The sequence below is a fragment of the Paraburkholderia sp. EG286B genome, assembly GCF_040965655.1.
Classification (GTDB): Bacteria; Pseudomonadota; Gammaproteobacteria; order Burkholderiales; family Burkholderiaceae; genus Paraburkholderia.
The window spans coordinates 294,443-315,466 of sequence record NZ_JBFRCF010000002.1 but is presented as its reverse complement, the minus strand read 5'-3'; the positions used below and the strand labels follow the sequence as shown (position 1 = coordinate 315,466).

The window sequence follows — 21,024 nt, the reverse complement described above, 5'->3', positions numbered from 1 at the left end:
TTGAACCGAGTCCGCGCTGGCGCCGAGCCCGAACTGCGTACCGAGAGCGTGCGCGCCTTCAAGTCCCCCACACCGGCCCGCCGCGTGTGGCTGCGCTTCAGGCAGCAGCGTCTTGGCTACTGGAGCCTGATCGTGTTTCTCGTCGCGTTCGCGGCGAGTCTCGCGGGTCCGCTCTGGTGCAACGACAAGCCGCTCGTCGTGCACTACGACGGGCACCTGTATTTCCCGTTGTTCAAGGACTATCCGGAAACCACGTTCGGCGGCGATTTTCCGACGCCTGCCGACTACCTCGATCCATACATTCGGCACCGCTTCGACGCGCCGGGCAACTTCGCGATCTATCCGCCGAACCCGTACTACTACGACACGCTCAACTACTTCGCGAAAGTGCCGAACCCGGCGCCGCCGTCGCGCCAGAACTGGCTCGGCACCGACGAGAGCGGCCGCGACCTGTTTGCCCGCCTGCTCTATGGCTTTCGCGTGTCGGTGGAGTTCGCGCTCGTGCTGACCGCTATCGGCACGCTGCTCGGCGTGCTGGCGGGCGCGGTGCAAGGGTATTTCGGCGGCAAGGTCGATATCTTCGGGCAGCGTCTCATCGAGATCTGGAGTTCGCTCCCCGAGCTTTATCTGCTGATCATTTTTGCAGCGATCTTCGAGCCGGGCTTCGTGCTGTTGATCGTGCTGCTTTCGCTGTTTGGCTGGATCGGACTATCCGACTATGTGCGCGCCGAATTCCTGCGCAACCGCAACCAGGACTATGTGCTCGCCGCGCGCGCTATGGGCCTGTCGAACTGGCAGATCATCTGGCATCACGTGCTGCCCAACAGCCTCACGCCGGTCATCACGTTCCTGCCGTTTCGCATGAGCGGCGCGATTCTCGCGCTCACGAGCCTCGACTTCCTGGGCCTTGGCGTGCCCGCACCGACGCCGAGCCTCGGCGAGCTGCTCGCGCAGGGCAAGCGCAATCTCGACGCATGGTGGATCGCGCTCTCGACCTTCGGGGTGCTCGTGGCGACGCTGCTGCTGCTCACGTTCATCGGCGACGCGCTACGCAACGCGCTCGACACGCGCATTTCCGACGCCATGAAGGCCGGAGGCAACCAGTGAGCGCCGTGCCACAGGACGCCGCCGCGCCGCTCCTCTCGATCGAACACCTGAGCGTGCGCTTTGACGAGACGCTCGCCGTCGACGACGTCACGCTCGCGATCGGGCGCGGCGAACGCGTGGCGCTCGTCGGCGAGTCGGGCTCGGGCAAGACCGTCACCGCGCTCGCGGTTCTGCGCCTCCTGCAGGACGCGCAGATCAGCGGAAGCATTCGCCTCGACGGCGACGATCTGCTCGCGAAGAGCGAGCGCGCGATGCGCGGCCTGCGCGGCAACGACGTCGCGATGATCTTCCAGGAGCCGATGACGGCGCTCAATCCGCTCTACACGATCGGCGAGCAGATCGCGGAAACCATCGTGCTGCACGACGGCGTCTCGAAGAGCGCGGCCTACGAGCAGGCGGTGGGCTTGCTCGAGCGCACGGGCATCACCGAGGCGCGGCGGCGCGTGTCGAGTTATCCGCATCAGCTTTCGGGCGGCCAGCGCCAGCGCGTGATGATCGCGATGGCGCTCGCGTGCCGTCCGCGCCTGTTGCTCGCCGACGAGCCGACCACGGCGCTCGACGTGACGATCCGCGGCCAGATCGTCGATCTGCTGCTCGAACTGCAGCGCGAGGAGGCGGCGCGGCGCGGCATGTCGGTGCTGCTCATCACGCACGACCTGAACCTCGTGCGCCGCTTCGCGCAGCGCGTGGCCGTGATGGAGAAGGGCAGGCTCGTGGAGTCGGGCAGCGTCGAGCAGATCTTCGAGGCGCCGCAACACCCGTATACGCAACGGCTGATCGCGAGCCGGCCCGAGCGCCACGTGCTGCCCGTCCTGCCGATCGCGCCGGTTCTCCTGCAGGCGAAGGACGTGATCGTCGACTTCGCAACGAAGCTGCCGGGGTTTCGCGGCTGGTGGCAAAAGGGGCGTTATCGCGCTGTGAACGACGCGAACCTTGCGGTGCGCCAGGGCGAGACGCTCGGCATCGTCGGCGAGTCAGGATCGGGAAAAACGACGCTGGCGATGGCGATGTTGGGGTTGCAGCGAACGGCAGGCGGTGTCGTCGAGTTCCAGGGGCGGCCGATCGCGAGCTACAAGGGCCGCGACAGGTTGTCGTTGCGTTCGCATTTGCAGGTTGTTTTTCAGGACCCGTTCAGTTCGCTTTCTCCGCGCCAGACCATCGAGCGCATTGTGGGGGAGGGGCTCACGCTGCATCGGCCCGATCTTTCCAGCGAGGAGCGGCGCAAGCGCGTCGTCGGCGTGCTGCGCGAAGTGGGCCTCGATCGCACCGCCTTGCAACGATACCCGCACGAGTTTTCGGGTGGCCAGCGCCAGCGTATCGCCATTGCGCGCACGCTGGTGCTGGAGCCGCGCGTGATCGTGCTCGACGAACCGACCAGTGCGCTCGACGTGTCGATCCAGCAACAGGTGTTGAGATTGTTGACGGAATTGCAACGCAAGTACAACCTGGGCTACGTGTTCATCAGCCACGACCTGGAGGTGATCGGCGCGATGGCGCACCGGGTGGTGGTGATGCAGGACGGGGCGATCGTCGAGGCGGGAGAGGTCGCGAATATCTTCGACAGACCGGCCCATCCTTACACCCGGAAATTGTTGAAAGCTGCCTTCGATCGCTAGGCTTTGGCGGAACTTTAGGTTGAATTTCGGTGAAATTCACCAATGAGGTGAATGTCGCGATTGAATTTTTCTATTTGTTTTGACACACAAATACTTACTGGCTAGTATCGTCCAAACTTTTCTACTAACTCCCTGATTTACGGGCAATTTCTACCGACCAATGCAGCACCGATACCTGACCCAGGCTTGCGCGCGCGTCGTCGCCGGGATGTTCATCGGCGTACTGATGGCCGCAGCTCCCGGCGCGTTCGCCGACGAAGTAAGCAGCTTTAACCAGAATGCCTCATTTTCGCCGAGCAATTCGGCGAATCCGCAGTCAATCCCCGCAGTTCAGAACGCCCTCCAGAATGCCAACCAGGCGACCCCGGCGGCGGCTCCGGCCCCGACCGAAGGCGGCGCCAAGGCGTTCCTGTCCGGCATGGCCGGCAAAGCCGGCGACGTCGTTGTCGGCGCACTCAATATGATCGGCGTGCGTTACCGCTGGGGTGGCAACACGCCCGACTCCGGACTCGACTGCAGCGGCTTCGTGCGCTACGTGTTCCAGGACACGCTCGGCATGTCGCTGCCGCGCCGCGCCGAGGAAATGAGCCGCGTGGGCGAGAAGGTCAGCATGAGCAACCTGAAGCCGGGCGACCTCGTGTTCTTCAACACGATGCGCCGCACGTTCTCGCACGTCGGCATCTACATCGGCGACAACAAGTTCGTGCATTCGCCGTCCACCGGCAGCACGATCCGCGTCGACGACCTCGACGACGGCTATTGGGAAAAGCGCTTCACGGGTGCGCGCCGTGTCGAAACGTCGTTCACGCCGGACCAGCAGCAAAACCTCAAGCGCGTGAGCGCTCAGTTCGACGGCAACGGCGGCAACTGATCGGGGTTGTGTAGCGAACAAAAAAGCCTGCTTCTTGCGAAGCAGGCTTTTTGCGTTTTCTGTGCCCCTGCGCCCGCCGAAGGGGCGCTCAGATCAAGCGATCAAGCCGTCAGGCGCGCTGCGGCGAGCTTGCGCTCGAGCTCCGGCATGATGCGCGCCGCAGCTTCCTCGCCTGCGAGAATCGCCGCGTTGCGCTGCGTGAAGTCGCTGGACGACATCGCGTTGAGGTTCGGGCGGATCACGACATCGGCGTACTTGTCGAGTTCGTAGGTCTTGATCGTCTGGCCCATGATCGTGAAGGTCTGCATCAGCACGTCGAACTGGCTCAGCGTCGAGGCCGTCTCCGGGCGCGCCGAGATGTCCACGGCGATCACGAAGTCGGCGCCCATCTTGCGTGCGAACGAGGCCGGCACCGGGCTCACGAGGCCGCCGTCCACGTATTCATGTCCCGCGATCTTCACGGGCTCGAAAATCGACGGAATGCTGCACGACGCGCGCACGGCAATGCCCGTGTTGCCGCGCTGGAACAGGATGGGCTGGCCCGTGCGCAGGTCGGTCGAGACGACGCCGAGCGGCTTCGCCATCTTCTCGATGGGCCGGTCGTGCAGCGTGGTGTTCAGATAGTTCTGGAGCGCCACGCCCTGCAGGAGCCCGCGCGTGCGAAACGGCATTGCCCAGTCGCTGATCGAGGCTTCGTCCATCGTCAGCGCGAGCTTGTTGAGCGCGAAGCCGTTCATGCCCGAGGCGTAAAGCGCCGCGACGACCGAGCCTGCGCTCGTGCCGACCACGAAGTCGACCTGCACGTTGCGCGCCTCGAGCGCCTTGATCACGCCGATATGCGCGAAGCCACGCGCCGCGCCACCGCCGAGCGCGAGGCCCACGCGAACCGGGTGCGCCGGCCTGGCGACGGGCGGCGGGGGCGCGGTGGTGTCGGGCGGCGGGACGCTGGCGGTCTGCGTGCCCGCGGTCGTGCACGCGGCCAGGACGGAGGAGGCGGCCGCAAGCGAAAAGTGCCGGCGGCTCAACGAGGGCGATGACTGCTTCAAGAAGGTTCTCCATGCGGTCCGCGGGCGTGTCCGGCAAGGAACGACGCGGTACCCCGGTCTGCTCGCGCGGGCGGCCGAGTATCTGCGTTTGCGCGCGCGACGCCGCATCGTGGTGGCGGCGCGCCGACATCATAAGGCAAAGCGCGGCCGGTTTAGCAGGCGTGCATGTAACGCGATGTGTCCACGATGTGACGGCAGATGACAATGTGCTCGGCGGCTTGCGGGCGCGCGGACGTTTGCAGCAAAGAAACCGGGCGCCCGCACGCGAGCCTCGGGCCTCGCCTCCCGGCCGAAGTGGTGCATGGCGGGTATAATCCCGTCTCTAATTTTCCGGATTCCCGTTCGTGTGCGCGAGGCTGCGCGCGCCCCGGCGTTCCCGCGCTAGCCGCGCGGGCCGAACGCGCCGCGAACCCCGGCCGTCCGCCGCCGTCGCTGCTGTTATCGCCAGCGCCGCGCTCCGGATGGCATCGTCTTCGAGTAATCGCCCATGACTACCTCCGTCGTCCGTACCCGCTTCGCGCCGAGCCCGACCGGCTTCATCCACCTCGGCAACATCCGTTCCGCGCTTTACCCGTGGGCGTTCGCGCGCCACAACAAGGGTGTCTTCGTGCTGCGGATCGAAGACACCGACCTCGAGCGTTCGACGTCGGAATCGGTCGATGCGATCCTCGAAGGCATGGAGTGGCTCGGCCTGAATTTCGACGAAGGTCCGTTCTACCAGATGCAGCGCATGGACCGGTATCGCGCAGTGCTCAAGGATATGCAGGAGCAGGGCCTCGTGTACCCGTGCTACATGTCGACCGAAGAGCTCGACGCGTTGCGCGAGCGCCAGCGCGCCGCAGGCGAGAAGCCGCGCTATGACGGCACGTGGCGCCCGGAGCCGGGCAAGGTGCTGCCCACGCCGCCGGCGGGCGTGGAGCCGGTGCTGCGTTTTCGCAACCCGCTCACGGGCGTGGTGGTATGGGACGACGCCGTCAAGGGCCGCGTGGAGATCTCGAACGAAGAGCTCGACGACCTCGTGATCGCGCGCCCGGACGGCACGCCGACCTACAACTTCTGCGTGGTCGTGGACGACCTCGATATGAAGATCACGCACGTGATTCGCGGCGATGACCACGTGAACAACACGCCGCGCCAGATCAACATCCTGCGCGCGCTCGGCGGCGAGCCGCCGGTCTACGCGCACCTGCCTACCGTGCTCAACGAGCAGGGTGAAAAGATGAGCAAGCGCCACGGCGCGATGAGCGTGATGGGCTATCGCGACGCAGGCTATCTGCCGGAAGCGGTGCTCAACTATCTCGCGCGTCTGGGCTGGTCGCATGGCGACGCCGAAGTGTTCACGTGCGAGCAGTTCGTGGAGTGGTTCGATCTCGAGCATCTCGGCAAGTCGCCCGCGCAGTACGACCACAACAAGCTCAACTGGCTCAACAACCACTACCTGAAGGAAGTGGACAACGCGCGCCTCGCCGAGCTTTCGAAGCCGTTCTTTGCCGCGCTCGGCGTGGACGACGCGGCGCTCGCCAGGGGGCCATCTCTCGAAGGCGTCGTCGCGCTTTTCAAGGACCGTGCGAACACGATCAAGGAGATCGCCGAGAGCGCGATGATGTTCTATCGCGAGCCGCAGCCGGAAGCCGAAGCGCTCGCACAGCACATCACGGAAGCCGTGCGCCCCGCGCTCGCCGATCTCGCCGTCGCGCTCAAGGGCGCGGAGTGGACGAAGGAGGGTGTCTCGGCCGCGCTCAAGGCCACGCTCGCCACGCACAAGCTCAAGATGCCGCAGCTCGCAATGCCGGCCCGCTTGCTCGTGGCGGGGACGACGCACACGCCGTCGGTCGATGCGGTGCTCGTGCTGTTCGGTCGCGATGCAGTGGTGAGCCGCCTCGAGAAGGGCATTTCGGCTGCAAATTAATTTTTTTGAAGAATTTTTCGCCCGGACCCTAGCGCCCGGGCGGCAGTTCTTGTAGTATTCGGGCTCCGTTGAATACGGAGCGCGAGAGAGTCGCCAATAAGCGGCAAATGAGCAGTAAATCTCACGCAAAGAGCCGCAGAATCGGGCAACGATGTTTCAAGGAAACCTCGAAGCGCTTCAAAAAACGATTCAAAAGCTCTTGACGAAAGCGAAATTGATGTTTAAAATCTCGCTTCTGTTCTGCAAGGGGGTATAGCTCAGCTGGGAGAGCGCTTGCATGGCATGCAAGAGGTCAGCGGTTCGATCCCGCTTACCTCCACCAACAGAACATGCAGTAAGCAGTGGAGTGCGGTAAAGGCATTATCTGAAAAGATCATGTCCCCTTCGTCTAGAGGCCTAGGACATCACCCTTTCACGGTGAGTACAGGGGTTCGAATCCCCTAGGGGACGCCAGACATGAGCGTCGTCAATGAGATTGGCGAGGCATCAGGTGGAAATCAACCGACATCCATCTGACTGTGTCGAACTGGAGCGGTAGTTCAGTCGGTTAGAATACCGGCCTGTCACGCCGGGGGTCGCGGGTTCGAGTCCCGTCCGCTCCGCCAGATCGAGCCCGTTCAGAAACTGTGAGCGGGCTTTTTAGTTAAAGTGACGATTACAGGCGCAAGCCCGTGTTGTCCCCTTCGTCTAGAGGCCTAGGACATCACCCTTTCACGGTGAGTACAGGGGTTCGAATCCCCTAGGGGACGCCAAATCAAAATGCGGCGCCAAAGTGTAGTGTGGCGACGCCGCCAGCGGGAATCGACCGACGCCCGCCGGTGTGAGCAGCAAGCTGGAGCGGTAGTTCAGTCGGTTAGAATACCGGCCTGTCACGCCGGGGGTCGCGGGTTCGAGTCCCGTCCGCTCCGCCAGATTCAAAGCCGTTCCGACGTTGCTTCGGCAACTGCGAACCGCTGCAGTTCAAAGGTGTAAGCCTGCGCTTATACCCGTGTTGTCCCCTTCGTCTAGAGGCCTAGGACATCACCCTTTCACGGTGAGTACAGGGGTTCGAATCCCCTAGGGGACGCCAAATCAAAATGCGGCGCCAAAGCAGTAGCACTGCAAGCAGTATGGCGACGCCGCCAGCGGGAATCGACCGACGCCCGCCGGTGAGCAGCAAGCTGGAGCGGTAGTTCAGTCGGTTAGAATACCGGCCTGTCACGCCGGGGGTCGCGGGTTCGAGTCCCGTCCGCTCCGCCAGAACGAAGCCCGTTGGATACGTCCAACGGGCTTTTTCTTTTTCCACAGACGTTTCTCCCGCGTCCATCCCCATCCTTCATTTCGTTGGCCGTACGGACAATCTGCGATTGCCGGCGGCCGCGCGTTATCGTAGCGTTGTCGAAACCTGGTTTCCTCGCTTGCCGACATGTTCGCACCGAACGACATCCCATCGCCGTTTCAGCTGCGCCGCGCCACCATGGACGATTTCGAGTTCGCGGAGACGCTCACGCGCAACAACATGGGTGGCTACTATCTGCGGCATCACCTCGTCTGGCGCGGTGATCTCTTTCTGGCGAGCTATCGCGAGTCGGAGAATTTCGTCCTCGAACTCGACGGCGAGCCGATTGGCGTGCTGCGCGTGACGCAGGAGGGCGACTCGCTGCACATTCGCGACGTGCAGATCGCCCAGGGGTATCGCGGCAATGGCGCCGGTACGTTCCTGCTCGACATCTCGCACCAGTGGGCCCGCGAGCGCGGCCTGCGCGAATTGCAGCTGCGCGTGTTCGTCGACAATCCGGCGGCGCGTCTTTATCTGCGCATGGGCTATCGCGTGGCGGGTCCGAGGCTTGCTCGCCTCGGCTCGATTCGCCACATGACTCGGCTCGTCTGAGCTTGGGCAGTCACTCGCTTAACGCGGGTGGTCGTCGCGCACCGCGGCCACGGAATCTTCCGGTTCGTCGTAGTCGCGATCGCCCGTGCCGCGCGCGATGAAGGCGCGCGGGCTCTCGCCGAAGGCGCGGCGAAACATCGCCGAAAACGCACTCTGGCTCTGGTAGCCGAGTTCCTGCGCCACGACGGCCATCGGGCGTCCCTGATTGAGCAGCGGGATCGCGCGCGCGAGGATCGCCTGCTGACGCCATTGCGAAAAGCTCACCCCGAGTTCCTGACGAAAGAGCCGTGCGATCGTGCGCGTGCTCGCGCCCACGTGAGCAGCCCAGTATTCGAGCGAGCCGGGTCCCGCCGGGTCGGCGATCAGCGCTTCGCACAGCGCACGCAGGCGCTTTTCCTCGGGCATCGGCACGGCGAGCGGCAGCGGCGCCGAGCGCGTGATCTCGTCGAGCGCCAGCGCGCCGAGCAGGCGCTCACGCGCGGTGGGAATGCCGCGCTCGTCGAGGGCCGCGATCGTCTCGCGCAGGAGGCCCGAGACCTCGACCACGCGGCACGCGCCGAGGCCGGGCGGAATCACCGATTCGTCTACGTAGAGCGTGCGCAGGAACGCGTCCTCGACGATCGCCACTTCGTGCGTGATGTGTGGCGGCACCCAGATCGCGCGCGAGGGCGGCACCATCCACGTCGTGCCGGGCGTCGCCATACGCAGCACGCCGCGCGACGAGTAGGCGAGTTGCGCCCACGCATGGGTGTGCTGCGCGATGCACACACCGGCCGGCATGGGCCGCGAGCGCACGCGGATCGGATGCGTGGGTGTCGGCGCGAACTCGGGCGGGATATCGACGAGTTCGGCGCGCGGCAGCGCCGCGTTGCGAGCGCCGCTGGATGCGGAGTTGGGCAGATCCTCGGGCATGACGGGCAGGGCGGCGGGTTGGGTGACGACTTTGGCGATAAGCGCATTCATTGTAGACGTCTCGCGCGCGAAGGCCTGGGCCGCACGCATTTATGGCCGGGCATAATGTTGGTGAATCGACAGCGTGCTCGTGTGGCGCGAGCCGCCCTGAAGGAGAGAAAAGCCATGAAATACGTGTTCGTCTACGGCACGCTGCGCGCGGGCGAGATCAACGACATCAACCTCGCGGCGGATCGCAACGCGATCGCGCGCCCGCGGCACCTCGGTCTCACCACGCTCGCCGGTCGGCTCTTCGACTTCGGCAGCTATCCTGGGATGGTGGCCGGGTCGGCGAGTGCGCAATCGACGGTCGTCGGCGACGTCTACGAGATCGACGACGCGCTCCTCGCGGTGCTCGACGAAATCGAGCAGGTGTATCCGGGCGCCGACAATCTGTTCGTTTCGCAGGAAGTGGATATCGAGGTGCAGGGTGAACGTATCGCTTGCCTCTACTATCCGGTGGCGTTCGCCGCCATTGCCGGGCGCCCCGAGATCGCAGGCGGCGACTGGGTCGCGCATCGGCGCACGCGCTGATCGCTCAAGACGCGGCGCATGAAAACACGAAGGCCCGGCGGGCTCACACCCGCCGGGCCTTTTTCATCGGCGATTCGTTAGATGTGCCGAGCGATTAGATCTCTTCGTACAGCGGCAGCGTCAGGAACTCGACGAAGTTTTCCGACGTCGACATCTGCTCGAAGATCTGCGCGGCGCGCTCGTACGGTTTCGTGTCGCCGCCGACCGACGCCTTCACCTTGTCCAGCTCCTGCGGGATCAGTTCGCGCACGAGTTCGGCCGTGACCTTGCGGCCGTCTTCGAGCTTGCCCTTGGGCGAGCGGATCCACTGCCACACCTGCGAGCGCGAGATTTCGGCGGTCGCGGCGTCTTCCATCAGGTTGTGGATCGGCACGCAGCCATTGCCCGCGAGCCACGAACCGAGGTAGTGGATGCCCACGTTGATGTTGTTGCGCAGGCCCGTCTCGGTGATCGGCGCTTCCGGACGGAAGTCGAGCAGATCCTTGCCCGCGACATTCACGTCCGCGCGCTGCTTGCTGATCTGGTTCGGCTTGTCGCCGAGCACCTTCACGAACTCTTCCATCGCGATGGGCACGAGGCCCGGGTGCGCCACCCAGCCGCCGTCGTAGCCGTCGGTGGCGTCACGCGCCTTGTCCGAACGCACGCCGCCCATGGCCTTGTCGTTGGCGGCCGCGTCGTTCTTGATCGGGATGAGCGCGCTCATGCCGCCGATCGCCGGTGCGTTGCGCTTGTGGCAGGTCTTGAGCAGTTCGAGCGCGTAGGCGCGCATGAACGGCACCGTCATCGTGATCTGCGCGCGGTCGGCAAGACAGAAGTCCTTGTCGTTCTTGAACTTCTTGATCGCCGAGAAGATGTAGTCCCAGCGGCCGGCGTTCAGACCCGAGCTGTGTTCGCGCAGTTCATAGAGGATTTCGTCCATCTCGAACGCCGCGAGGATCGTCTCGACCAGCACCGTCGCGCGGATCGTGCCGCGCGCAATGCCCACGCCTTCCTGCGCTGCGACGAAGACGTCGTTCCACAGACGCGCTTCGAGGTGGCTTTCCATCTTCGGCAGATAGAAGTACGGGCCGCTGCCGCGCGCGATCAGTTCCTTCGCGTTGTGGAAGAGGTAGAGCGCGAAGTCGAAAATGCCGCCCGACACACGCTGACCGTCCACCGTCACGTGCTTCTCGTCGAGGTGCCAGCCGCGCGGACGCACGATCAGCGTGGCGGTCTTGTCGTTGAGCCGGTAGGTCTTGCCGTTCTGTTCCAGCGAGATCGTGCGGCGCACCGCGTCCTTGAGGTTGAGCTGGCCGACGATCTGGTTTTCCCAGTTCGGCGCGTTCGAGTCCTCGAAGTCGGTCATGTACGCATCCGCGCCCGAGTTCAGCGCGTTGATGATCATCTTGCGCTCGACCGGGCCCGTGATTTCCACGCGGCGGCATTCGAGATCCTTCGGCAGCGGCGCGATCTTCCAGTCGCCTTCGCGGATCGATTTGGTGTCGGCAAGAAAGTCGGGGCGCTCGCCGGCGTCGAGGCGCTTCGTGCGCTCGACGCGTGCCTTCAGCAGTTCCTGGCGGCGCGGCTCGAACGCGCGGTGCAGCTTCGCGACGAGTTCGAGCGCTTCGGGCGTGAGGATCGTTTCGAAGCCGGGCTGGATGTCAGCCGTGATCTGCATGCCTTGCGGCAGCTGCAATGTGTTCGCCATTTGCTTGCTCCTTGGTCGGTCAGTTTGTGAATGTGTGGTTGTTGTGGCTGCGGCGAGCGGCGTGTCCGTCACGCGCCCGGGCTGGGGCGAGGGCGGCCTTGTCGTTCGGGCGCGGCGGTTTCGAGAAAGGCGGCGAGTTCTGCCATGCCGCTGCCAGTGCCATGCGGCGCCACGCCGAGCTCTTCGGCGGGCAAGCGCTGGCGGTTGATCCAGAACGTGATGTAGCCGAACCAGCCGGCGCCCGCGGCGTCCCAGCCGTTCGACGACACGAACACGAGGTCGCGTGGCGCGGCGTCGAAGGCGGCTGTGCCGAGCGAATACGCGGCGGCGGCCGGCTTGTAGGCGCGCACGGCATCGACCGACAGCACGTGGTCGAAGAGGCCGCTCATGCCGGCGCTCTTCACCGCGATGTCGAGCATCTGCGGGTTGCCGTTCGAGAGGATCGCAAGGCCCATGCGCGTGCCGTCTTCGCGTGGCTCACGCAGGCGGCGCAGCACGGGCAGCACGTCGGGGAACGCCGACAGGCAGGCGTATTCGTCCATGAGACGCTTTTCGCCCGCGCCCGTGAGCGACAGGTTCAGGCGGCGCGCGGCGTAGCGCAGCGCGTCGAGCGTGATGTCCCAGAACGGGCGATAGCGCGCGCCGGCCGGGTCGGAGAGCGTGCGCAGCTGCGTGTACTCGATCTGCTTGAGGCGCCACAGCTGCGAGAGCGCTTCGCCCTGGCCGGGGAACATCTGCTCGGCGGCGGCGACGACCGAATGCACGTCGAACAGCGTGCCGTACGCGTCGAAGACAACTGCCTTGGGAAATCGTGTCGTTGAGGGTGTCGTTGTGGCCGACATAGCCTTGCACTCCATCTTCAGAGGTCGAGGTCGATTGTATTCATGAGTCGTATCAGTGAAAAAGGCGGGATTGATCACTTGATCTTTTACTTTTACCCACCTAATCTGTCGGCCTGTCTTCTCTTTTCCACTGTTTCTGTCGCCCAGTGCGCGCAGTGTCCGCCGATGGACCGCTTCAAGCAGATCGAGACCTTCGTCACCGTGGCTGCCAAGGGCAGCCTTTCCGCCGCTGCCCAGGCCGAGGGGGTGGCGCCCGCCATCATCGGCCGGCGCATCGACGCGCTCGAAGAGCGCCTCGGCGTGAAGCTGCTCGTGCGCACCACGCGGCGCATCACGCTCACGTTCGAAGGATCGGCGTTCCTCGAGGACTGCCAGCGCATCATTCACGACATGCAGAACGCCGAGGCGAGTGTGTCCGAGGGCGGCGTGAAAGCGAGCGGGCACCTGCGCGTGTCCGCGCCGGCGGGCTTCGGGCGTCGCCACGTGGCGCCGCTCGTGCCCGATTTCACGGTTGCGCATCCGGACGTGAGCATCGCGCTCGATCTTTCGGACCGGCTCGTCGATCTCGTGAACGAAGGCTTCGACTGCGCCGTGCGCCTCGGCGAATTGCCCGATTCGTCTCTTGTGTCGCTCAAGCTTGGCGAGAACCGCCGCGTGTGCGTGGCGGCGCCCGCGTATCTGTCGCGCCGCGGCGAGCCCGAAACGCCCGCCGACCTCGCGCGCCATAACTGCCTCGCCTTCGGCGCGAGTCTGAACCAGCAGCGCGGCTGGGCGTTCCAGCAGGACGGCAAGGTGGTGTCGATCCGCGTGGCGGGCACGATGGAATGCTCGGACGGCGCCGTGCTGCATGAGTGGTGTCTCGCAGGCCACGGTCTGGCGTGGCGCTCGTGGTGGGAAGTCGGCGAGGACATCGCGGCGGGCCGGCTCGTGACCGTGCTCGACGCGTTCGCCGCGCCGCCCATCGGCATTCACGCCGTGTTTCCGCAGCGCCGCCATTTGCCGCTGCGCGTACGCCTCTTTCTCGACTATCTCAAGCATACCTACGGTCAGCCCGGTTACTGGGGATAGGGGCGCCGTGCGTGTTTCCGATATCCGGAATGACCCGCACGCACGGCTTGCACTGATTTTTCGCGCACTACAATCGACCTGAGGGCCCAGGCGCTTGCTTGCGCGAGACGCCCGCCGAGTCTTTGCCCCGCGGCTTCATTCTTGACTTTGACCCTAGCCTTGCCCGTAATCCGATAGACCACGGAGGGCGCCATGTTCAAGCACATCCTCGTTCCGACGGACGGTTCCGAACTGTCGAAAAAGGCGATCGACGGCGCGATCGACCTCGCCCGTACCGTGGGCGCGCGCGTGACGGCCTACGCGTGCCTGCCGCAATATCCGTACTCGCCTTATGCCGACGTCGTGATCGAGCCGCCCGGCGACTTCCAGACGCGCAGTGAGCGAGAGGCGCGCGTGCATCTGGACGAAATCGAGGCGGCGGCACGCAACGCAGGCGTGATCTGCGACAGCCGCACGAGCGTGCATCCTTCGCCCTATCTCGGCATCATCGAAGCCGCCGAAGCGGGCGGCTGCGACGTCATCTTCATGGCCTCGCATGGGCGTCGCGGGCTCGGCAGCCTGCTGATCGGCAGCGAGACGCAGCGCGTGCTCACCCATACGAAGATTCCGGTGATCGTGTATCGCTAGCGGGCGTTTTCCCGTGGATTCGGGATGAAGCACGAGGCCATGCTCGCCCGCTGCGTTGGCTGGGCGAGCCGCGGGCCGGATTCTGTCCGGCACGCGCGGCCTGTGTCCTCTACCGCTTCCTCCCTGAACGTCCTGCGGCGTGCGCCCGCGCCGCGTCGGCAGACGGCCGGCGCGCCCCGCCAAGGTACGCGTGCCGGCTGCCCGTTCGAGCGCGGCGGCTGGCGCCGCCGATGCTGCCGGTGGTCTTACGCCACCTTCTTGTCGAAGAACTGCTCGTCTTCCGTCGAACCGTGCAGCGCCGTGGTCGAAGCCTCGCGCTCGACCGTCTGCGTCACGGCGTCGAAGTAGCCGGTGCCCACTTCGCGCTGATGCTTCACGGCGGTGAAGCCCTTCTCGGCGGCGGCGAACTCGGCCTGCTGCAGTTCCACGAAAGCGCTCATGTTCTGGCGCGCGTAGCCGTGCGCGAGGTTGAACATCGAGTAGTTGAGCGAGTGGAAGCCCGCGAGCGTGATGAACTGGAATTTGTAGCCCATCGCACCGAGCTCGCGCTGGAACCGCGCGATCGTCGCGTCGTCGAGGTTCTTCTTCCAGTTGAACGACGGCGAGCAGTTGTACGAGAGCAGCTTGCCCGGGAACTGCTTGTGGACCGCTTCGGCGAACTTCTTCGCGAACTCCAGATCCGGCTTGCCCGTCTCGCACCAGATCATGTCGGCGTACGGCGCGTAGGCGAGACCGCGTGAGATCGCCTGGTCGAGGCCGTTCTTCGTGCGGAAGAAGCCTTCCACGGTGCGCTCGCCGGTGAGGAACGGGCGGTCGTTGTCGTCGATGTCCGAGGTCACGAGGTCGGCGGCTTCCGCGTCGGTGCGGGCGAGCAGCACGGTCGGCACGCCGCAGACGTCGGCGGCCAGACGCGCGGCCGTGAGCTTGGCGACGTTCTCGCGCGTCGGCACGAGCACCTTGCCGCCCATGTGGCCGCACTTCTTCACCGAGGCGAGCTGGTCTTCGAAGTGCACGCCCGCGGCGCCCGCTTCGATCATCGCCTTCATCAGTTCGAACGCGTTGAGCACGCCGCCGAAGCCGGCTTCCGCGTCGGCCACGATCGGCTGGAAGTAATCGACGTAGCCTTCGTCGCCGGGGTTCTTGCCTTCGGACCACTGGATCTGGTCGGCGCGCGTGAGCGTGTTGTTGATGCGCTTGACCACCTGCGGCACCGAGTTGGCCGGGTAGAGCGACTGGTCCGGGTACATTTCGCCGGCGAGGTTGGCGTCGCCCGCGACCTGCCAGCCCGAGAGATAGATCGCCTTGAGGCCGGCCTTCACCTGCTGCATGGCCTGGTTGCCCGTGAGCGCGCCCAGTGCGTTGATGAACGGCTCGGTGTTCACGCCTTTCCAGAGCTTTTCGGCGCCGTGCTTCGCGAGCGTGTGCTCGGGCTGGAGCGAGCCGCGCAGCCGCACCACGTCTTCAGCCGTGTAGTTGCGCTTGATGCCCTTCCAGCGCGGATCGGTTTCCCATTGCTGTTGGAGTTGCTGAGCTTGCTGTTGACGAGTCGACATGGTGGGCTCCTTCGTTTGCCTGATGAGTGGATCGCTGAAACGAAACTGCTGAACCGCTGAATCTCGCGAAACGCAGGCGCCGGGGTTGTGGGCTGGGCGTTTCGTTTCGCGAACTCTTATATAAGAGTCTAGGCAAATCGATCGACCGGCAACAGGCGGGCAATGAGCTTTTTCGAGGTTTTTTATTTGAAAAAAATCAACAAGTTATGTGGTTTGTTTTGAGATGCGAAACGTTATTTTCCATCTTGCAATGGGTCCCTTTGTGCCACGCAGCACGATTTTTTACGAAGCAAAAAAATTTTTCGTATCGTGAAATCTGCGCGGAGATAAAAAAAGACCGGTGCCTGAGCACCGGTCCTGGGTATTTCGCTGCGGCGGCGGGGCGGCTCGAAGGCCGCGCCGCGCGCCGTTTAGGGCGATTTAGCTGTCGCGACGTGCGCCACGCGGGCCGTCGTTACGGCGCGCGCCGTAACCGCCACCGCCTTCGCGCGAGCGGCCGTAGCCTTCGCGTTGCTGGCCGTAGCCGCCGCCACGGTTGCCTTCGCCGCCGCGCGAGCCGCCGCCGAAGCCGCCTTCACGCGAACCCGAGTTGTAGCCGCCTTCGCGGGCACCGTAGCCGCCGCGCGAGCCTTCCGGCTTGTTGCCCCAGCTGTTGCCGTTGCGATCGCCGCCGTTGCCGCCGTTGCCGCCACGGGCGCCGTAGCCACCCGGCTTGCCGTTACCGTTGCCGAAGCGACGGCCACCGCCATTGCTGCCACCCGGACGGCCGCGGCCGCCGAAGCCACGGTTGGCCGGCGGCGCCTTGCGCGGCTCGAAGCCTTCCACGACGTTCACGGGCAGCGGCGCGCGCACGAAGCGCTCGATGCGCTTGAGCGCGCCTTGCTCGGCATGATGCACGAGGCTCACCGCGGTGCCCGAACGGCCCGCACGACCGGTACGGCCGATACGGTGCACGTAGTCTTCGGCGAACTTCGGCAGGTCGTAGTTGAACACGTGCGTGATGCCGGGGATGTCGATACCGCGCGCCGCGACGTCGGTCGCGACGAGCACGCGCACGCGACGCTCGCGCAGCGCACGGATCGTGCGGTTACGCGCGCCTTGCGGCAGGTCGCCGTGCAGCGCGGCGCTTTCGAAGCCGGCGTCGGCGAGCTTGCCGGCGAGCTGGTCGGCGTCCATCTTGGTGGCCGTGAACACGACGGCCTGGTCGAGGCTCTCGTCACGCAGCAGGTGGTCGAGCAGACGATCCTTGTGATCGCGGTCGTCCACGTAGTGCACGGTCTGCGCGATGTTCGAGTTCGCTTCGACCTTGCGCACGATCTCGATACGCTCCGGGTCCTTCAGCAGGCGGCCGGTGATCGAAGCGATCTTGCCGTCGAGCGTGGCCGAGAACAGCATCGTCTGACGCGTTTCGGGCGTCGCGGCGACGATCGTGTCGATGTCGTCGATGAAGCCCATGTCGAGCATGCGGTCGGCTTCGTCGAGCACGAGCATCTTGAGTTCGGACAGGTCGATGCGGCCGCGCTCGAGGTGATCGAGCAGACGGCCCGGGGTCGCCACGAGAATCTCGGGGTTCTTCGCGAGCAGCATCAGCTGCTGGCCGTACGCCACGCCGCCGAGAATGCTGACCGTGCGCAGACGGCGCAGATGCTGGCCGTACGTCGAAGCGGCCGTGGTCACCTGCATCGCGAGCTCACGCGTAGGCGTGAGGACGAGCAGACCGGGGCGTGCCACCGGTTGCGGACGGCGCTGGCGGCGATCGCCTTGCTGGCCGTTCGCGCCTTGCGGGCGCGGCTCGCGCGGCTGGGCGGCCTGGGCCTTCTGGATCTGCGCGAAGCGCTCGATGGCGGGCAGCATGAAGGCTGCGGTCTTGCCCGAACCGGTCGGGCTCGAGACCAGCAGGTCGCGGCCGGCGATGGCGGCAGGAATGGCGCGTTCCTGCACGGGCGTCGGGGCCTTGTAGCCCGCTGCGATCAGCGCGGAGACGATCTCCGGCGACAGACCGAGCGACGCGAACTCCGAACCGTCGGTCGCATCGGCGGCCTGCGCGGGGGCTTCAGCGGAAGCGTCGGCGGCGGCGGCGGAAAGACCGAGGGCCTGATCGGCGATGGCGTCCAGGGGGCTTTGGGTATTGCTCGAAGTCATGAAAATCCTTGTTACACAGGAAATAGAACGTCGGCGCCAATCGGCATACCCAAGTCGTCGGATTTTGCGAGCAAATCGAAAAACGGGGGCAATCCGCCCACAATGGCGGATTTTTCGTTAGAAGCTGTTTTGGGTGCGGCTCAGGCCGGGATTGGCCAGCCGCCAGCCTGATATTGACGGCCCGAAAAACAGGGCCATGGCAGGGGGGACAGGTTCTAAACTGGATTGGAGCTTAACGCTACGAGGCGTTGTGCTGATCGAATGGGCGACCGGAGCGCAACGCAGCGCGAAGTATAGCTTGTTTTGTTGCGGCGCGCCAGAGCGACGCACCGCGCGGGGACGGGTGCGGCGGCGTGACGCAGCAGAAGGCGGGGCGGCCCGCCTCTGTCACGCGCGCCGTGTCAGTTGCGCGGGTTCAGCTCGTGGCGCCGCTCTTGAGCGATTCGACGAGTTCGACGTATTGCTGCCTGGCCGTTTCCTGCGCGGTGCCTTGCAGCGCGGCCCATGCCTCGTACTTGTACTTGCCGACGATATCGGTGAAGCCGGGCTTGTCGCCGTGCACGTCGCCTTCGGTGGCCTGCTTGAAGAGTGCATAGAGGCGCAGCAGCGTCAGATTGCCAGGACGCTCCGGCAGTTGCTGCACGTCTTGCTGGGCTTGGGCGAACTGTGTGTTCAAGTCGCTCATGGTTGTTTCCTCCGCATAGTGGTTCAGGTCAGCGCGCCGATGGTAGCAGCGCAGACCCCGGAAAAGCTGGAGCGATTCCTCCACTCGCGCCGGGCACGGATGAGTCAAAAGCGGCCTTGACGCCTGCGCATCCGCCAGTTGGCGAGAGCCCTGGGCCCGCGCGGGGGGCGGGGCATTACAATAGCGCTCATGACCGAAACCGTGCTGCTTGCCCTCGATACTTCGACCGAATATTGCTCGGTCGCGCTGCTTCGCGTCGCCCCTGGCGACGCAGATCGTTCTCCCTCTACAGGCGGCGAGGCCGCTACCGCGTCGCGCTCGGAAGTCAGCGTCTGGGTGCGCCACGAAGCCACGGGCGCCGTCTCCAGCACGCGGCTCCTGCCGGCCATCGGCGAATTGTTCGACGAAGCCGGCCTCACGCTCGCCGACTGCGACGCGATCGCGTTCGGCGCGGGTCCGGGCTCCTTCACGGGGTTGCGCACGGCGACGGGCGTGGCCCAGGGGCTCGCGTTCGGCCTCGATATCCCGGTGGTGCCCGTGGGCACGCTGCTCGTGTGTGCGGAGAGCGCGCGGCTGCGCGATCCCGCCGCGACCCGCGTGCTGGCTGCACTCGACGCGCGCATGGACGAAGCCTACTGGGCCGACTACGCGTGGGACGCCGCAGCCGGCGACTGGCGCACGCTGCAGGCCGCATCGCTCGATTCGCCGGAGCACATCGCCGCGCCCGACGCACCGTTCACGCTGGCGGGCAACGCCGCCGCCGCGTTCGGCGCGCGCCTGACGGCGGCTGCCGCCGCGCGCACGATCGACGCCGAGGCGCTCCCGCACGCGTTGCCGCTGGCGCACGCGGCGCTGCGCGCGTATCGCGCGGGCCGCACGCAACCCGCCGACCAGGCCGCGCCCGAATACGTGCGCAACAAGGTCGCGCAGACCACGGCCGAGCGGCTTGCCGCGAAGGCCGCCGCCCACGGTGGCACGGGTGGCGAGGGCGCAGGCGGCGAGGGCGCGCAATGAGCGGCGTGCTCATGACCGACCGCTACCTGTCGCCGATGACCGAAAGCGACCTGGACGAAGTCGCGATCATCGAGCGCTCCGCGTACGAGTTTCCGTGGTCGCGCGGCAACTTCGAGGACTCGCTGCGCAACGGCTACTACGGGCTGTGCATGCGTCACGTCACCGGCACGCTGATCGGCTATTGCGTGTTGATGCCCGTGGTCGACGAGATGCATCTGCTGAATCTGTGCGTCGCGCCTCAGGCGCAGGGGGCGGGCGCGGGGCTCGCCATGCTGCGCGAGGCGGTGCGCATCGCGCGCATGCAGGGTCTCGAAGGCCTGCTGCTCGAAGTCCGGCCGTCGAATCACCGGGCAATCCGGCTTTACGAACAGTTCGGCTTCGTCACGATCGGCCGCCGCAAGAACTACTATCCGGCCCGGCATCACAGCCGCGAGGACGCACTCGTGATGCGATTTTCTTTTGCAGGGGAGGGCGCGGATGTCGCTCGATGAGATCGCGCTGGAGGAGCTTGGGCTCGCGCCGCGCTGGGTACGTAAAGAGGCGCGGGGTGCCGCGCCGCTCGAAGCGGCTCGCGAAGATGAGGTCGTTGCGCCGTCGTCCGCGGTGACGCGCGCCGAAGCCGAAGCGCAGATGGCGCCTGCGGTGCCGGTCGTGCAAACCACGCGTCCGGTCGCTGCGCCGCAGCCGGCCGAAGCACGACCGGCCGCCGAGGAGCGCTCGCAACCGTCGCAACCCGTTACGCGCGCCGCTTCGCCATCGACGCTCGCACCGCATTCGTCCGACGAACCGCCGCCCCTCACCGACGAAGATTTCGCCTGGTTCGACACTGTGGCCCAGCCGGTTCTGCCACACGACGCCGAGCCGGATCAGGCTGGCGGCGCACCGCGCAACGATGTCGCGACGCTCGACTGGGACGCGCTCGCCGAACGCGTGGCCTCGTGCACGCGCTGCCGCCTGTGCGAAAAGCGCACCAACACCGTGTTCGGCGTAGGCGATCGCGAGGCCGACTGGATGCTGATCGGCGAGGCGCCCGGCGAGAACGAGGACCGCCAGGGCGAGCCCTTCGTCGGGCAGGCCGGCAAGCTGCTCGACAACATGCTGCGCGCGCTCTCGCTCGCACGCGGCGAGAACGTCTATATTGCGAACGTCATCAAGTGCCGCCCGCCTGGCAACCGCAATCCGGAGCCCGACGAGGTCGCGCGCTGCGAGCCGTATCTGCAGCGTCAGGTGGCGCTCGTGAAGCCGAAGATCATCGTCGCGCTCGGGCGATTCGCGGCGCAGAGCCTGCTCAAGGCCGATGGCAGCATCGCCTCGCTGCGCGGACGCGTCCACGAGTACGAGGGCGTGCCCGTCATCGTCACCTATCACCCCGCTTATCTGCTGCGCAGCCTGCACGACAAGGCGAAGGCCTGGACCGACCTTTGTCTCGCGCGCGACACCTGGCGCGCGGCGTCCGGCGGCGAGCAATGAACGCCGCGCGGCCCGCGGACGGTTCCGGTGCC

The 21,024-nt window shown here is 65.6% G+C and carries 18 protein-coding genes and 7 tRNA genes; 18 read left to right on the top strand and 7 right to left on the bottom strand.

Annotated features, from left to right (window positions below; translation table 11 throughout):
• From AB4Y42_RS04805 to AB4Y42_RS04795, 3 genes are all read left to right on the top strand, one after another.
• Entirely contained in the window at nt 1-1,107 is a 1,107-nt protein-coding gene (locus AB4Y42_RS04805) for an ABC transporter permease (protein ID WP_368686167.1), read from the top strand.
• The gene (locus AB4Y42_RS04800; RefSeq protein ID WP_368693529.1) at nt 1,104-2,723 is read left to right on the top strand and encodes an ABC transporter ATP-binding protein; all 1,620 of its coding nucleotides are present in this window, start codon (nt 1,104-1,106) and stop codon (nt 2,721-2,723) included. Before AB4Y42_RS04805 ends, AB4Y42_RS04800 begins: the two co-directional genes overlap by 4 nt.
• Before the next feature lie 160 nt (nt 2,724-2,883).
• On the top strand, nt 2,884-3,594 hold the full coding sequence (locus tag AB4Y42_RS04795; RefSeq protein WP_368693528.1) for a C40 family peptidase: 711 nt from the start codon (nt 2,884-2,886) through the stop codon (nt 3,592-3,594).
• Between the two features lie 101 nt (nt 3,595-3,695).
• On the opposite strand, the gene AB4Y42_RS04790 is transcribed toward AB4Y42_RS04795, so the two are convergent.
• The gene (locus AB4Y42_RS04790) at nt 3,696-4,640 is read right to left on the bottom strand and encodes a patatin-like phospholipase family protein (protein ID WP_368693527.1); all 945 of its coding nucleotides are present in this window, start codon (nt 4,638-4,640) and stop codon (nt 3,696-3,698) included.
• A gap of 487 nt (nt 4,641-5,127) precedes the next feature.
• Here AB4Y42_RS04790 and gltX point away from each other — a divergent pair, with 487 nt between their 5' ends.
• The 9 genes from gltX to AB4Y42_RS04745 all read left to right on the top strand — a co-directional run bounded on the left by gltX (nt 5,128) and on the right by AB4Y42_RS04745 (nt 8,419).
• Nucleotides 5,128-6,549 carry a glutamate--tRNA ligase gene (gene gltX / locus AB4Y42_RS04785; RefSeq protein WP_368693526.1) on the top strand — a complete coding sequence of 474 codons (1,422 nt, stop codon included), beginning with the start codon at nt 5,128-5,130 and terminating at the stop codon, nt 6,547-6,549.
• 246 nt (nt 6,550-6,795) lie between these two features.
• Nucleotides 6,796-6,871 (top strand) — tRNA-Ala (locus tag AB4Y42_RS04780).
• 55 nt (nt 6,872-6,926) lie between these two features.
• Nucleotides 6,927-7,002 (top strand) — tRNA-Glu (locus tag AB4Y42_RS04775).
• 75 nt (nt 7,003-7,077) lie between these two features.
• Nucleotides 7,078-7,154, top strand: a tRNA-Asp gene (locus AB4Y42_RS04770).
• Nucleotides 7,155-7,225: 71 nt separating this feature from the next.
• A tRNA-Glu gene (locus AB4Y42_RS04765) sits at nt 7,226-7,301 on the top strand.
• An 82-nt stretch (nt 7,302-7,383) separates the two neighbouring features.
• Nucleotides 7,384-7,460, top strand: a tRNA-Asp gene (locus AB4Y42_RS04760).
• An 82-nt stretch (nt 7,461-7,542) separates the two neighbouring features.
• A tRNA-Glu gene (locus AB4Y42_RS04755) sits at nt 7,543-7,618 on the top strand.
• Nucleotides 7,619-7,711: 93 nt separating this feature from the next.
• Nucleotides 7,712-7,788: transfer RNA gene (locus AB4Y42_RS04750), tRNA-Asp, on the top strand.
• A 166-nt stretch (nt 7,789-7,954) separates the two neighbouring features.
• A complete protein-coding gene (locus AB4Y42_RS04745) occupies nt 7,955-8,419 on the top strand; it encodes a GNAT family N-acetyltransferase (protein WP_368686162.1) in 465 nt (154 codons plus the stop codon).
• An 18-nt stretch (nt 8,420-8,437) separates the two neighbouring features.
• Here the strand turns inward: AB4Y42_RS04745 and AB4Y42_RS04740 are convergent, their stop codons facing one another.
• On the bottom strand, nt 8,438-9,382 hold the full coding sequence (locus tag AB4Y42_RS04740) for a helix-turn-helix domain-containing protein (RefSeq protein ID WP_368693525.1): 945 nt from the start codon (nt 9,380-9,382) through the stop codon (nt 8,438-8,440).
• Nucleotides 9,383-9,496: 114 nt separating this feature from the next.
• On the opposite strand from AB4Y42_RS04740, the gene AB4Y42_RS04735 reads away from it, so the two are divergent.
• Complete coding sequence (locus AB4Y42_RS04735; RefSeq protein ID WP_368693524.1) at nt 9,497-9,904, top strand: gamma-glutamylcyclotransferase; 408 nt, start codon at nt 9,497-9,499, stop codon at nt 9,902-9,904.
• Between the two features lie 94 nt (nt 9,905-9,998).
• On the opposite strand, the gene aceB is transcribed toward AB4Y42_RS04735, so the two are convergent.
• Both aceB and AB4Y42_RS04725 read right to left on the bottom strand, forming a co-directional pair.
• The gene (gene aceB / locus AB4Y42_RS04730) at nt 9,999-11,591 is read right to left on the bottom strand and encodes a malate synthase A (RefSeq protein ID WP_368693523.1); all 1,593 of its coding nucleotides are present in this window, start codon (nt 11,589-11,591) and stop codon (nt 9,999-10,001) included.
• Between the two features lie 68 nt (nt 11,592-11,659).
• The gene (locus AB4Y42_RS04725) at nt 11,660-12,433 is read right to left on the bottom strand and encodes a haloacid dehalogenase type II (protein ID WP_368693522.1); all 774 of its coding nucleotides are present in this window, start codon (nt 12,431-12,433) and stop codon (nt 11,660-11,662) included.
• A gap of 165 nt (nt 12,434-12,598) precedes the next feature.
• On the opposite strand from AB4Y42_RS04725, the gene AB4Y42_RS04720 reads away from it, so the two are divergent.
• Both AB4Y42_RS04720 and AB4Y42_RS04715 read left to right on the top strand, forming a co-directional pair.
• Nucleotides 12,599-13,501 carry a LysR family transcriptional regulator gene (locus AB4Y42_RS04720; protein WP_254352784.1) on the top strand — a complete coding sequence of 301 codons (903 nt, stop codon included), beginning with the start codon at nt 12,599-12,601 and terminating at the stop codon, nt 13,499-13,501.
• Nucleotides 13,502-13,693: 192 nt separating this feature from the next.
• Nucleotides 13,694-14,128, top strand: a complete 435-nt coding sequence (locus AB4Y42_RS04715; RefSeq protein ID WP_028204090.1) for a universal stress protein — start codon at nt 13,694-13,696, stop codon at nt 14,126-14,128.
• 245 nt (nt 14,129-14,373) lie between these two features.
• Here the strand turns inward: AB4Y42_RS04715 and aceA are convergent, their stop codons facing one another.
• The 3 genes from aceA to AB4Y42_RS04700 form a co-directional block, all read right to left on the bottom strand.
• On the bottom strand, nt 14,374-15,681 hold the full coding sequence (aceA, locus tag AB4Y42_RS04710) for an isocitrate lyase (protein WP_368686157.1): 1,308 nt from the start codon (nt 15,679-15,681) through the stop codon (nt 14,374-14,376).
• Between the two features lie 420 nt (nt 15,682-16,101).
• On the bottom strand, nt 16,102-17,823 hold the full coding sequence (locus AB4Y42_RS04705; RefSeq protein ID WP_368693521.1) for a DEAD/DEAH box helicase: 1,722 nt from the start codon (nt 17,821-17,823) through the stop codon (nt 16,102-16,104).
• A gap of 415 nt (nt 17,824-18,238) precedes the next feature.
• Nucleotides 18,239-18,508 (bottom strand): acyl-CoA-binding protein, encoded by a 270-nt coding sequence (locus AB4Y42_RS04700; protein ID WP_368686155.1) that lies wholly within the window; start codon nt 18,506-18,508, stop codon nt 18,239-18,241.
• 189 nt (nt 18,509-18,697) lie between these two features.
• Between AB4Y42_RS04700 and tsaB the strand changes: the two genes are divergently transcribed.
• From tsaB to AB4Y42_RS04685, 3 genes are read left to right on the top strand one after another with little or no spacing between them, the layout of a single operon-like run.
• Complete coding sequence (gene tsaB, locus AB4Y42_RS04695; RefSeq protein ID WP_368693520.1) at nt 18,698-19,522, top strand: tRNA (adenosine(37)-N6)-threonylcarbamoyltransferase complex dimerization subunit type 1 TsaB; 825 nt, start codon at nt 18,698-18,700, stop codon at nt 19,520-19,522.
• Complete coding sequence (rimI, locus tag AB4Y42_RS04690) at nt 19,519-20,013, top strand: ribosomal protein S18-alanine N-acetyltransferase (RefSeq protein ID WP_368686153.1); 495 nt, start codon at nt 19,519-19,521, stop codon at nt 20,011-20,013. The genes tsaB and rimI overlap by 4 nt, the downstream gene beginning before the upstream one ends.
• Entirely contained in the window at nt 20,000-20,992 is a 993-nt protein-coding gene (locus AB4Y42_RS04685; RefSeq protein WP_368686152.1) for a uracil-DNA glycosylase family protein, read from the top strand. The genes rimI and AB4Y42_RS04685 overlap by 14 nt, the downstream gene beginning before the upstream one ends.
• Nucleotides 20,993-21,024 lie beyond the last annotated feature (32 nt).

Coding starts and splice junctions, on each gene's coding strand:
- AB4Y42_RS04685 (WP_368686152.1), top strand. CDS start 20,000: ATGTCGCTCGATGAGATCGCGCTGGAGGAGCTTGGGCTCGCGCCGCGC.
- AB4Y42_RS04745 (WP_368686162.1), top strand. CDS start 7,955: ATGTTCGCACCGAACGACATCCCATCGCCGTTTCAGCTGCGCCGCGCC.
- gltX (WP_368693526.1), top strand. CDS start 5,128: ATGACTACCTCCGTCGTCCGTACCCGCTTCGCGCCGAGCCCGACCGGC.
- AB4Y42_RS04700 (WP_368686155.1), bottom strand. CDS start 18,508: ATGAGCGACTTGAACACACAGTTCGCCCAAGCCCAGCAAGACGTGCAG.
- AB4Y42_RS04740 (WP_368693525.1), bottom strand. CDS start 9,382: ATGAATGCGCTTATCGCCAAAGTCGTCACCCAACCCGCCGCCCTGCCC.
- AB4Y42_RS04735 (WP_368693524.1), top strand. CDS start 9,497: ATGAAATACGTGTTCGTCTACGGCACGCTGCGCGCGGGCGAGATCAAC.
- AB4Y42_RS04720 (WP_254352784.1), top strand. CDS start 12,599: ATGGACCGCTTCAAGCAGATCGAGACCTTCGTCACCGTGGCTGCCAAG.
- aceB (WP_368693523.1), bottom strand. CDS start 11,591: ATGGCGAACACATTGCAGCTGCCGCAAGGCATGCAGATCACGGCTGAC.
- tsaB (WP_368693520.1), top strand. CDS start 18,698: ATGACCGAAACCGTGCTGCTTGCCCTCGATACTTCGACCGAATATTGC.
- AB4Y42_RS04795 (WP_368693528.1), top strand. CDS start 2,884: ATGCAGCACCGATACCTGACCCAGGCTTGCGCGCGCGTCGTCGCCGGG.
- AB4Y42_RS04725 (WP_368693522.1), bottom strand. CDS start 12,433: ATGTCGGCCACAACGACACCCTCAACGACACGATTTCCCAAGGCAGTT.
- AB4Y42_RS04715 (WP_028204090.1), top strand. CDS start 13,694: ATGTTCAAGCACATCCTCGTTCCGACGGACGGTTCCGAACTGTCGAAA.
- rimI (WP_368686153.1), top strand. CDS start 19,519: ATGAGCGGCGTGCTCATGACCGACCGCTACCTGTCGCCGATGACCGAA.
- AB4Y42_RS04705 (WP_368693521.1), bottom strand. CDS start 17,823: ATGACTTCGAGCAATACCCAAAGCCCCCTGGACGCCATCGCCGATCAG.
- aceA (WP_368686157.1), bottom strand. CDS start 15,681: ATGTCGACTCGTCAACAGCAAGCTCAGCAACTCCAACAGCAATGGGAA.